The organism is Weizmannia sp. FSL K6-3076, assembly GCF_038007245.1.
Lineage (GTDB): Bacteria > Bacillota > Bacilli > Bacillales > Bacillaceae_C > Weizmannia > Weizmannia faecalis.
The window spans coordinates 2,753,092-2,765,440 of record NZ_JBBOWU010000001.1 but is presented as its reverse complement, the minus strand read 5'-3'; the positions used below and the strand labels follow the sequence as shown (position 1 = coordinate 2,765,440).

Sequence of the window (12,349 nt, the reverse complement as noted above, 5' to 3'; positions counted from 1 at the left end):
AAGGACGGATTTTATGCAAAAAGAAGCCATCATTAAACCAAAACAGCAATTTCCCTTGACGATCAAACGGCTCGGCATCAACGGGGAAGGGGTCGGCTATTTTAAGCGGACGGTCGTTTTCGTGCCAGGTGCACTGCCGGGCGAAGAGGTGGTCGTTGAAGCAAAACGGATACACCCGAAATACGTGGAGGGCATTGCCAAAAAGGTGCGAAAACGCTCGCCCCACCGGGTAAAACCCCCGTGCCCGGTTTACGAGCAGTGCGGCGGCTGCCAGCTCCAGCACCTTGCGTACAAGCAGCAGCTTATCGAAAAACGCGACATTGTCATCCAGGCGCTTGAACGCCATACAAAGTTAAAAGTAGACGAACTCGATATCCGCCCGACGATTGGCATGGATAACCCGTGGATTTACCGGAACAAAAGCCAGTTCCAGCTCGGCGAAGACCATGGGAAAATTATTTCCGGCCTCTACAGCCTCGATTCCCACCGGCTGATCAACGTGCCGGAATGCATTGTCCAGCATCCGCTGACAAACAAAGTGACACAAGTGGTGACACAAATTTTAAATGATTTTCATGTCCCGGTGTATAATGAAAAAACCGGGAAAGGCATCGTGCGGACAATTGTCACAAGGGTAGGCACCCAGACCGGCCAAGCCCAGGTTGTGCTGATTACGGCCAGGCGGGAGCTGCCGCGCAAAGATGTCATCCTTTCTGAGATCAAAAAGCGCCTGCCGGAAGTCGTATCGGTTGCGCAAAATGTGAACGCCAAAAAAACGTCGGTTATTTTCGGCGACGAAACGATTCATTTATCCGGAAAAGAAATCATTGAAGAACGGCTCGAAGAATTCACATACGAACTCTCCGCCCGCGCCTTTTTCCAGCTGAACCCGATCCAGACGGTGAAGCTTTACAATGAAGTGAAAAACGCCGCTGCGTTGACCGGCAAGGAGAAAATTGCGGATGCTTACTGCGGTGTCGGCACCATTGGCTTGTGGCTCGCGGACGGCGCATCTGAAATCCGTGGCATGGATGTGATTCCGGAAGCGATTGAAGATGCCAGAAAAAACGCCGCCGCCCACAACATCCCGAACGCCCATTACTTTGCCGGCAAAGCAGAAACCCTCCTGCCGAAATGGCTGGACCAAGGCTGGCGCCCGGACGTTGTCATCGTCGACCCGCCGCGTTCGGGCTGTGACGAAGCCCTCTTACGGACAATTTTGAAGGTAAAGCCGAAAAAATTTGTCTACGTGTCGTGCAACCCTTCCACTTTGGCGAAGGACTTGCACATATTGAGCAAGGCTTATGACGTAGCGTACATGCAGCCTGTGGATATGTTCCCGCAAACGGCGCACGTTGAGTGTGTTGTCTTGATGTCAAGGGTGGAGAAATAAGGTCTATTCAAAGTACTTATAAATAAAGGATTTCCAAGGTTGGAGGGTTTTCTGTCTGATTTCTGGCAGTACCTTTGAACCTTGGAAATCCTTAATTTTTTTTATTGAGGAAACAAGTCGACATTAAAAAAGTGCTTAGGGTTGAGTTGACAGATTAGATGAATTTGTAGGGTTGTGGAGATAGGATAGATATTAATATTGGAAGCTATAAATATTAAACATCAATTAGAATTAATTTTGTATGTGTAAAATTTTACTCGCAGGGGCAGATGAGTGGAAAAAATAGGAAGACACTCTATCATCTAAATGTACACCATGAAATGAACATCTAGAGAGAGGTCTTCCCATGGATATTATATCAATAATTGCTGGATTATTAAAGGATACAAAGAGTCTTATTGAATTTGAAGAACAGGTTAAAATTCTGATGCAAAAAGTTTTTACACAATGGGTTGGGGACGTATTTGAGAAGTTAGATCAAACGATTAGACTGAAGAAACAGGCGGAAGGCTGGCAGTACTGCCGGAGTGATTACAGGAGCGTTCAGTTTCTATTTGGAAGTGTGAATTTTAAACGCTCATTCATGCATGACAAGAGAGGGGGTTCGCATTACCCTCTGGATGAATGCTTGGGGCTGGTACCACATCAGAGATACAGCCCGTTAGTGGAATTGAAGGTGGCAGAGCTGGCAAGCGAGAACACCTATCGGAAGGTAGCTGATGTTTTAAAAGAATGGACAGCAGTGAGCCTTAGTCACACAACTGTAGGGAAAATGGTGAAACGCGTAGGAAAAACACAGGCGGAAGCTGACAGGGCACTTGTAGAAGAGCTGGAAGTAGCTGCCTCACTGCCTGGTGGGAAGAAGGTAGACTATCTGTTTTCCGAGGCAGATGGTGTATTTGTCCGGGGACTGAAAAAGAAACAGAGTATGGAAGTCCACCACGCCATTCTCTATGAGGGATGGGAAGCCAATGGCAAAAGGGTCTCCCTGCGTCAGCCAACAGTTATCATGACGACGGAAGCAATCCAGACATTTTGGGATGAAGTGCAAGCCAAAGCTGCCAACACCTACTCTCTTGAAAAAGCGCATGTCATTACAAACAGCGATGGAGGTGCAGGGTATACAGCTGAACGGTTTCAAACAGCATTCTCACAGTCGGAATTTCCGGTGCTCAACCAGCTGGATACCTACCATGTTGCACAAGCCATCGTAAGGACATTCGGGGGCGGAAAGAGCGAGATCAAAGAGCAAATTAGAAAAGCGATTAGAACGCATGACCTAGACCAATTCACATTGTATTTGGATACGCATGAAAGCACATTGACGGATGAAAAGAGCCTTAAGAAAGTCAAGGAGTTTCGTTCGTACATCCTAAAAAACTGGGACCGTATTTTTGACTGGAGGGACAAGGTAGAGAACGTGCCGGAAGGTGCGAGAGGCCTGGGGGCAATGGAATCAAATCAAAGGCATATCTCATTCAGAATGAAGAAAAGGGGGATGCATTGGAGTAAAGCTGGCGCCGAAGCCATGGTAAAGGTGAAACAGGGCATGCTTAACGGGACATTGCAGGAAACCTATCTGAAACACCGTTCAAGAAGCGCGAGAAAGCAACGGAGCTTGCAACAATCCATCAGGATGTCTCAACTATTCAAGCAGCCTGTACGCCCGTCAATCGGCGTAAAGCACGGATCAGTTTCCCTGCATTCAAGCCGTTCATCGGCAATGGGGCATTTAAGCAAAATATTAGAGCTTTCGTTTTAAGCCTGGTATGTGGGGGACTGATCGTTGATGCGCGCGAAATTTACGAGACTCCTGCGGGAAAAGCGGGCCAGGAGAGACCCCGCAGCGAGGTACGAGCGAGGAGGCTCGTCGGCCGCCCGCGGAAAGCGAGTGAATTTCGCGCGCATCAACACCCCCGTTATCAATCTATACGAAAGTGTACAAAAAGAGTGTCTTGGAATCCCGATATTTAAACCTTATCGAGAAAAACTTGACACATACAACAATACCTATAAAGTGCGTATGATCTAACTTCGTATTATAATCTAAATAAGAAACATTTTCATTTGCGATTAAACTGGATAGAAAGAAGGAATGATCAATGGATAAATACCGTCTTGATCCGAATAAAGGATTGGAATTTGGCGTTTACACGCTCGGGGATCATCTTACCAATCCCCATACAGGCGAGCGCATTCCGGCCGTGCAGCGGATTGATGAAATCATTGAGTTTGCAAAACTTGCCGAAGAGGCCGGGGTTGATTTTTTCAGCGTCGGCGAAAGCCATCAGGAATATTTTACGACGCAGGCACACACCGTTGTCTTGGCGGCGATTGCGCAGGCGACGAAAAAAATTAAAATTGGCAGTGCCTCAACGATTATCAGCACACTGGACCCGGTGCGCGTATACGAAGATTTTGCGACGATCGACCTCATTTCAAAAGGGCGCACCGAGATTGTGGCCGGACGGGCGTCAAGGGTCGGCGTGTTTGAACTGCTCGGCTATGACATCCGCGATTATGAAGAATTATTTGAAGAAAAGTTTGAACTGTTGCTGAAGATCAACGAAGAAGAAATCGTCAATTGGAGCGGGCAGTACCGTGCGCCGTTGAAAAATGCAAAAGTGCTGCCGCGCCCGTATCATGGCTGGCTCCCAATATGGCGTGCAGTTGGCGGGTCTCCTGCGAGCGCCATTAAAGCGGGATTTGCAGGCGTTCCGATGTTCATTGCAATGCTCGGCGGACCGGCATCCAGTTTTAAAAGGTCGATTGATGCGTACCGCGAAGCTGCAAGGGAAAGAGGATTTGACCCCGCAACGTTGCCGGTTGCGACGGCCGGATTCTTTTATGCCGCAGAAACGACCCAGCAGGCACTGAAAGAGTATTACCCGCATATTCATGAAGGCATGAAGCTGACGAACGGCCGCGGTTTTCCAAAACAGCTGTTTGCACAAGGGGCGGATACGCGCGATGTGATGAATGTCGGTAGCCCGCAGCAAATTATCGAAAAAATTCTTTACCAGTATGAATTGTTTGGGCACCAGCGTTATATTGCACAAATGGATTTCGGCGGGGTGCCGTTTGATAAAATCAGGAAAAACATTGAAATCATTGCGACGGAAATTTTGCCTGCGGTGAGAAAATACACAGCAAAGAAATAGGGGGGAAACATACATGAAAATTGTTGTACTTTCGGGGTCAAGAGTCGGCTCGAAAACAAGGACGGCGATGAACTATGCTGTAAAAGTGATCCATGAAAAATATCCGGAAGCTGAAGCCACACTGCTTGACTTGGCCGAATACGACGTCCAGTTCAGCGACGGGCGCAACTATATGGAATATGAAGGGGATACGAAATATGTCGCACAGACGGTCATGGGAGCGGATGCCGTCATCATCGGCACACCGATTTTCCAGGCTTCGATCCCGGCGACGCTGAAAAATGTTTTTGATTTGCTGCCGGAAAAAGCGCTCCGCGATAAAGTTGCAAGCATCATCGTAACAGCCGGCTCGCCAAAACATTACTTGATTGCCGAACAGCAGATTAAGCCGATTTTGTCCTATATGAAAGCGCAGATTGTCCAGAGCTATGTTTTCATTGAAGAAAAGGATTTTTACCGGAAAGAAATTGTCAACGATGATATCCTGTTCCGCATCAACCGCCTTGTGGAAGATACCGTGATGCTGACGGAAACGTATGCAAAAATCCGCGAGGCGAAAGAAGCGGCGTACGGATTTTAAGCGGAGAACGGGCTCCGCTGTTTTTTTGCCTGCATCTGCCATCCGGGTTTTCTTGATTCTCCCCGAACAGGAAAGGTAAAATAGTAGATAACTAGAAACGGTACGGATTGGGAGGGGACGAGCTTGTCTTTTTCATTTATCCATACGGCTGATATTCATTTGGACAGCCCATTGGTCGGCCTGGAACAGTACGAGGGGGCGCCGGTTGAAAAAATACGAGGTGCGACGCGGGAAGCGTTTAAAAATTTAGTCGATACGGCGATCAAAAGGCATGTCGATTTTATTGTCATTGCCGGGGATTTGTATGACGGCGACTGGAAAGATTACAATACCGGTTTGTTTTTTACAAGCCAGATGGTCCGCCTGCAAAAAGAAGGGATCCGGGTATTCCTGATCCGTGGCAACCATGATGCGGCCAATATCATGACAAAAGTGCTGAAACTGCCGGATAATGTTTATGAGTTCCCGATAAAAGCGCCTGGTACAGTTACCCTTGACGAGCTTGGCGTTGCGATTCACGGGCAGGGTTTTGCCTCCCGAGCGGTGGGAGAGAATCTCGTTAAACTTTATCCGCCTAAAAAGGAAGGGTATTTTAACATCGGCATTTTACATACGAGTGCAACAGGTCGTGAAGGCCATGAAAATTATGCGCCATGCACGATTGAGGATATGAAAGAGAAGCAGTATGATTATTGGGCGCTCGGCCATATCCATTTGCGTGAACTGCTTCATCCGTATGATCCGGTCATTTTATTCCCGGGAAATATCCAGGGCCGGCATATCCGGGAGACGGGGGAAAAAGGCTGCACGTATGTGGAAGTGAAAGACGGCGCGATTGAAAAGATGGAGCAAATCCCGCTTGATGTGCTGAGATGGGAATTATGCGCGATTGATGCAGGCGGGATGGAGACGGTGGACGAGTTGTTGGATGCGGCCCGCGAAGCGCTTGAAAGAAAATACGAGGAAGCGGACGGCCGCTATTTGGCGGTACGGTTTAAATTTTTGGGCGCAACGAAAATACATAGGGAACTGATTGCGAAAAAAGACCTGGTTTTGAATCAATTGCGGTCGGTTTCGCTTGAGGCCGGATTCGGAGAGATTTGGGTCGAAAAGGTAAAAATCGAAACGGCCGGGCTGAACGATAGCGGGGCCTTCATTTCCGAACAGTCGCCGGTCGGAATGATTCTGAAGTTTATGCGTGAGGCGGCAGAAGATGAAGAAATGTTGCAGTCACTACTCGATGAGTTCCGGGATATCCGGCAGGCGATCCCGCATGAACTGAAAGAAGGGGAAGACGGATTTGACTTTTCCGATCCGGGTTTGATTAAAAAGCGGTTGAAAGATGTGGAAGATTTTATTCTCTATTCCTTAATGGAAACGGGGGTGGGAGCATAATGAGATTTGATTACCTGAATTTGCGTGCGTTCGGTCATTTTACTGATTACGAGCTTTTATTTGATCCGTCGAAAAATTTCCATATTCTCTACGGCCCGAATGAAGCGGGCAAAAGCACAACACTCCGCTCGATCACGCATTTTTTATACGGATTTCCGCAAAAAACGAATGATGCTTTTCTCCACGGCAATTCCAAATTAAGGATTGAAGGGCAGCTGCGCAACTCAAAAGGGGAAGCCGTCCAGTTTATCCGCAGGAAAGGGAGAAAAGATACGGTCCTTGATTTGGACGGCAATCCGATTCCTGAAAAAACAGTAGCCGCCTTTTTGCATGATATACCCGAATCCCAGTTTTTAAATATGTTCGCCCTTGACCATGTCCGGCTCCGCGAAGGCGGGGAAAGCCTTTTGCAAAGCGGCGGCAGCGCCGGGGAAAGTTTTTTCTCGGCCGCATCCGGCATCAATGTGTTGCGCAGCATTCTTGAAAATTTTGAAAAACAGGCCGGCGCACTTTATAAGAAAACGGGTTCCGTCCCTGAACTCAATAAGCTGCTGAAGCGGGAAAAGGAACTCACGAAAAAAATCAACGAACAACAGCTGAAAGTGCGGTCCTGGAATGATTTTGAAGAGCGCTATCGGGAAGCGGAAAAAGAAATCAACACGACCATTGAACGGATGAAAACTTTGCGCAGCAAAAAAGAACAATTGCAGCGGGTCAAATGGATCCTGCCGAAAATTGCGAAGCGTGAGGATCTGAAGCAAAAACTGGCAGCGCTCGGCACGGTTCCGGATTTGCCGGAAGACATTTCCGATGTCCGGATGGCTGCTGAAAATAAATGGAATGCGGCGAAGGCAAGCAAGGAAAAAATTGAGCAGCAGCTGGCTGAAATCGAGGCGGAAATCAAGCAAATTTCCATCCCCGAGAAGATTTTGGAACAGGCCGAAACGATTCATGCGTTGTACCGCGAAGTGCAGGCATATCAAAATCATGAAAAAGCTTTGCCGGAACTGGAGGGAAAAAAGCAGCAGTTGGAAGCCCAGTTGATTTCCGCCATGAAGGAGATTGACCCGGCCCGTGCGGCACTGGAAAATATTGATGATTACCGCCTAACGTCCGTCAAAAAAGAAATGATCCGCGGGCTCTGCAAGGAAAAGCCTTTGCTGGACCAGAAATATGAAACATTACAACGCGAGAGTGAAAAATCGGAAAAAGAATTGGCGCAAAAACTGGAGGAATTGGCTGCCATGCCGGATTTGCCGGGTGCCGGTGAATTGGAAGCCTTGCTGAACCAAGTCAATCGTGCAGGCAACCTGGAAGATGCGCTCAAGGAACTATACGCCGATTGCAGGCAAAAAGAACAGCAAATTGAAGAAGAAATCCGGCTGTTGCCGCTGTGGGACGGCGGGGCGGAAGAACTTGTCAAACTGCCGGTCCCTGTTCTAGCCGAAACGGTCAAGAGATTTGAAAAAGAAGAGGACGGATTGCGCCGGGAGCTTGAATTGGTGCAAAGTAAAATCAGGCAGCTGGAAGAGGAAATTGAAGCATCTGAAGAAAGGATCCGTAAGTTGGATTCGCTTGCTGAGATCCCTTCAGAGGAGAAATTACTGGCGGCCCGGGCAGTACGGGATACGGGCTGGCGGCTGATCCGCGCGAAACTGGAGACCGGGAAATGGAATGAAAGGCTGGAAGAGTATACAAAGGGGAAGCCGATTGAATCGCTTTACGAAACCCATGTCCGCGATGCCGACCGGATTGCCGACACGTTGAGGATGGAAGCGGAAAAAGTCGGGGAAAAGAACAAACTTTTAGCCGATATTGAAAAATGCCGGGAGAAAATAGACGCTTTAAAAGCTGAAAAAAGCCGGCTTGAGGAATCACTGCAAGCATGGAAAGCGGAATGGCACAAGCTTTGGGCGCCGGCGCAGATCACGCCGCTGTCACCCGCAGAAATGCGGGAATGGCTGCAAAAACATGCGCAAATTAAAGGTCTTGTACAGGAATATGAAAAAACGCTCGGAAAGATCCGCGAACTGGAAAATAGCCGCAACCGCAGCCGTAATGCGCTTTCCGCGGTTTTAAAGGCATTTACCGAAGTTTCAGAGTCGCAGCCGCTTGTGGAATTGGTCAGCCTCGCTGAAAAACAGTTGAAACAAATCCGCGGACACGCCTCGAAAAAAGATAGCCTGGAGGCTGCTATCCAAGGCTTAAAAGTAAAAGTGGAAGAGAATGCGGCTGAGAAAACGGATGTAGAGAAAAAACGCGCTGAATGGTTCGGGCAATGGGTGCGTGCCGTCGAAGGAACAGCCATTGCCAAAGATGCACCCCCGACTGTCGCCGAAACCTTGCTCGGCCAGTATGAAACATGTGCGCGGATTTATGACGCGTTCAAGCAGGCCGAAAAAGAACAGTTATCGATCAGTAAACAGATGGAGCTTTTTGAAGAAAAAGTGCAGCATATGTTGCAAGATGCGAATCTGGGTTTTAACGGTGAAAACGCCGGGATGGCTGTGGCCGAAATGTATAGGATTTTACAAAAAGCACAGCAGGACGAAGTGGAGTTGAAAAACTGCAAGCGCCAACTGGACAATTTGCTTCGGCAGAAAAAAGAAGAAGCAGACGCGATGGAAGAAGCTGCCGCTGTTTTGAAAGGTCTTTTCCATCAGGCCGGATGCGGTTCGATTGAAGAATTGAAGCAGATCGAAAAAACATTCCTGAAGAAAAAAGAATATGAAACAGGCATTCAGCAAATTGAAGCGGAAATATTGGATGCCGGCGGAGGGAGATCGCTGCAGGAATTGGTAGATGAAGCAGCCCGGATTGACACAGACCGTATTGACGCAGATCTGGATGAAACGGAACGCGAACTCGAACAGCTTGAGCTTGTCCGTTCCCAAGTCGAGCAGGAATATGGCGCGGTGAAAAAGGAATATGAAAAAAAAATCCAGGGGGCAAATCTTGCAACAGTCGAAGCCGAGCAGGAAAAGGAAAGCATACATGCGAAAATTGCAAGCTTAACAGAACAGTATATCCAGGTGAAACTTGCTTCCGCCCTGTTGCAAAAGGGAATTGAATTTTACCGGAGCCAAAACCAAAATCCGGTTTTAAGGCGTGCGAGTGAAATTTTTGCGCAATTAACGCTGCGTTCTTTTGCTGGCTTGACGGTCGATTATAATGAGCAGGACGAACCGGTATTGATGGGCGTCCGCGAAAACGGCGAAAAAGTGCCGGTTTCCGGGATGAGCGACGGGACGACGGATCAGCTTTATCTCTCGCTCCGCTTGGCCAGTATTGAAAAATTCGCTGCCGAAAATGAACCGCTGCCGTTTATTGTTGATGACATTCTCGTCCATTTCGACGACGAGCGTTCAAAAGAAACACTGAAAGTTTTACTCGAGCTCTCTGCCCATACGCAAATCATTTTCTTTACGCACCATGAGCGTCTTGTTGACATGATGAATGAAATCGCCCCGCAGGAAGCCGTCCAATTTTTGGCACTCCACGGGCGTGAAGCTGTTTTGCATTAATAAAGGGCAGCCCCAAAGTGGTTAGGGCAGCGTTTGTTAAACGACGGGAAAGGGAATTTTAGGTAAAATTTCAATTTTTATAGATTTAAAAGACAGTTCCCGGCCGAGATGGCTATAAGAGGCAGCCTTAAGGACAATTCATGGTAGAAAAGAAGCTAAATTGTTTTTACAGCGTGTCAAAAGGACATATTAAGAGCCCTTGCCAAAATGCTATATCCCCTGAAACTGTAAGCAGTCAGACAATTAAAGGTCGTTGATTTATTCCACTAAAGAAAGAAGACGTTTGTAGGAACATTATGACAAATGTAAAAAGAAATTGTGAGTTTTTTGATTTTAATGGGGTAAATTTATTTATTATAAGTGTCTAAATTTTTCCGCTTTGGTCGGTTTTGGGCGGGTTTCAATAGATTAAGCTACTCATTCCTGTGGTAAATATTGTAAAACGGAAAAGGATGATTTTTTTTGAAAAAAAAAGAGCCATGAAAGCCACTCCTTTGTTAAGATATAAGTAGGGCTTGCTGAATAAGCAAAAATTCCAGATTTGACAAGGATTTTGGCTACTTTTGTCGAATATAAAGTGTAAGGATTTCAAAGGAAACACGTAAAAAACCTTGCACTTGGAGGCTGTTACGATGTACAAAAAGACCGAACATCAATTAACTTTTGTAGATGATTTTTTTCTACCATTCGGTGGGAAATTAAATAAAGAAAATCGCTGGGTCCGTCTTGCTGAAATGATTCCTTGGTGGATGGCCGAAGAAAAGTATGCCAAGTCCTTCAAGAAGAAATTCAAAGGCGAAAAGGCTTATTCTGTCAGAATCGCTCTTGGGGCTCTTTATATCAAAGAACGGCTTGGGCTGTCTGACCGGGAAACAGTCGAACAGATCACAGAAAACCCGTATCTTCAGTATTTTATCGGCTTGCCTGAATTCCAGGAAAAAGCCCCATTCGACCATTCTCTGATGACTCGTTTTAGAAAACGTTTGGGCGCAAATATCATCAACGAACTGAATGAATGGATCGTTCTGGAAGAACAAAAACGCCAATTGGAAGAAGCATCTAAGGAAAACGACAACAATGATGATCAGGATCACGACGATGACGATCATGATGATGAAGATCGTAATGATCATTATCATGATCGTGGCGATCTTCAGCCTTCCGGTTCCGATTCAGAAAAGCATTCAACTGAATCGGCTTCTCCCAAAACGAAGAACAGAGGAAAGCTCATTTTGGACGCAACCTGTGCACCGGCTGATATTGCTTACCCTACAGACCTTGGGTTGTTGAACGAAGCCCGTGAGAAATTGGAACATATCATTGATGTCCTGCATGAACCACACAAAGGGAAATTACGTAAGCCACGGACCTACAGAAAAAGAGCCCGCAAGGACTATCTTTCTGTCGCTAAGCAACGTAAAGCTGGCGCCCGGAAAATCCGGAAAGCTGTAGGCAAACAGCTCGGATATGTGAAACGAGATCTGGAGATCATTAAAAATCTTGTTTCCCAAAGCTCTCTGTCTCTTTTAAGCAAAGATGAATACAGGCAACTTCTCGTGATTCATGAACTTTACCGCCAACAGGCAGAAATGTACAAAAAGAAAACACACCGGGTTGACCACCGGATTGTAAGCATTTCCCAGCCACATGTCCGTCCAATTGTGCGCGGCAAGGCAAAAGCGAACGTGGAGTTCGGTTCAAAAGTCGCCATCAGTGTCGTAGATGGTTATGCCTTGATTGAGCACCTCGACTGGGAAAATTACAATGAAGGGACCACTCTCAAGGAATCTGTTGAAAACTACTACAACCGGTTCGGATTTTATCCGGAAGCGATCTTGGCAGATAAAATTTACCGAAACCGTAATAATCTGGCATACTGCAAATCTCTTGGCATTCGTCTGAGTGGGCCAAGGTTAGGACGCCCATCCAGAACGGAAGACAAAACCTTGGAACGCGTCGCAAGGCAGGATGCCTCTGAACGTAATGCCGTTGAAGGCAAATTTGGCGAAGGCAAGCGCAAGTATGGGCTGGGCCTTATTCGAGCACGCCTTCAGGAGACCAGCGAAACAGTAGTAGCCCTTCAATTCTTCATACTGAATCTGGAGCGCAAGCTCAGGGTTCTTTTTTTGAAATTTTTACACAACACTATTTTATATTTTGATAATCGGAATTTGGCTTGTATCTGACCAAATTTGATTCGTTCAGCAAGCCCTAATTACTCACAGATGAAGTTGGATGGACCTAAGAGCCACGGTAAAGTATTTGAGGATGACGGTGAAACGGTAACAATCTGGCG

At 47.0% G+C, this 12,349-nt stretch carries 7 protein-coding genes; all 7 read left to right on the top strand.

What is annotated here, in order from left to right:
* The first annotated feature begins 13 nt into the window (after positions 1-13).
* Positions 14-1,393 carry a 23S rRNA (uracil(1939)-C(5))-methyltransferase RlmD gene (gene rlmD / locus NSS95_RS13240; RefSeq protein ID WP_035188853.1) on the top strand — a complete coding sequence of 460 codons (1,380 nt, stop codon included), beginning with the start codon at positions 14-16 and terminating at the stop codon, positions 1,391-1,393.
* Between the two features lie 346 nt (positions 1,394-1,739).
* Entirely contained in the window at positions 1,740-3,155 is a 1,416-nt protein-coding gene (locus NSS95_RS13235) for an ISLre2 family transposase (protein ID WP_211062258.1), read from the top strand.
* A gap of 340 nt (positions 3,156-3,495) precedes the next feature.
* Positions 3,496-4,554, top strand: a complete 1,059-nt coding sequence (locus NSS95_RS13230; protein WP_151681486.1) for an LLM class flavin-dependent oxidoreductase — start codon at positions 3,496-3,498, stop codon at positions 4,552-4,554.
* Between the two features lie 13 nt (positions 4,555-4,567).
* The gene (locus NSS95_RS13225) at positions 4,568-5,134 is read left to right on the top strand and encodes an NADPH-dependent FMN reductase (protein ID WP_151681487.1); all 567 of its coding nucleotides are present in this window, start codon (positions 4,568-4,570) and stop codon (positions 5,132-5,134) included.
* Between the two features lie 123 nt (positions 5,135-5,257).
* On the top strand, positions 5,258-6,529 hold the full coding sequence (locus NSS95_RS13220; RefSeq protein WP_211062259.1) for a metallophosphoesterase family protein: 1,272 nt from the start codon (positions 5,258-5,260) through the stop codon (positions 6,527-6,529).
* On the top strand, positions 6,529-10,053 hold the full coding sequence (locus NSS95_RS13215; protein WP_151681489.1) for a YhaN family protein: 3,525 nt from the start codon (positions 6,529-6,531) through the stop codon (positions 10,051-10,053). The genes NSS95_RS13220 and NSS95_RS13215 overlap by 1 nt, the downstream gene beginning before the upstream one ends.
* Positions 10,054-10,685: 632 nt before the next feature.
* Positions 10,686-12,239 carry an IS5 family transposase gene (locus tag NSS95_RS13210; protein ID WP_211062260.1) on the top strand — a complete coding sequence of 518 codons (1,554 nt, stop codon included), beginning with the start codon at positions 10,686-10,688 and terminating at the stop codon, positions 12,237-12,239.
* Positions 12,240-12,349: the final 110 nt, after the last annotated feature.

Coding starts and splice junctions, on each gene's coding strand:
- rlmD (WP_035188853.1), top strand. CDS start 14: ATGCAAAAAGAAGCCATCATTAAACCAAAACAGCAATTTCCCTTGACG.
- NSS95_RS13235 (WP_211062258.1), top strand. CDS start 1,740: ATGGATATTATATCAATAATTGCTGGATTATTAAAGGATACAAAGAGT.
- NSS95_RS13230 (WP_151681486.1), top strand. CDS start 3,496: ATGGATAAATACCGTCTTGATCCGAATAAAGGATTGGAATTTGGCGTT.
- NSS95_RS13225 (WP_151681487.1), top strand. CDS start 4,568: ATGAAAATTGTTGTACTTTCGGGGTCAAGAGTCGGCTCGAAAACAAGG.
- NSS95_RS13215 (WP_151681489.1), top strand. CDS start 6,529: ATGAGATTTGATTACCTGAATTTGCGTGCGTTCGGTCATTTTACTGAT.
- NSS95_RS13210 (WP_211062260.1), top strand. CDS start 10,686: ATGTACAAAAAGACCGAACATCAATTAACTTTTGTAGATGATTTTTTT.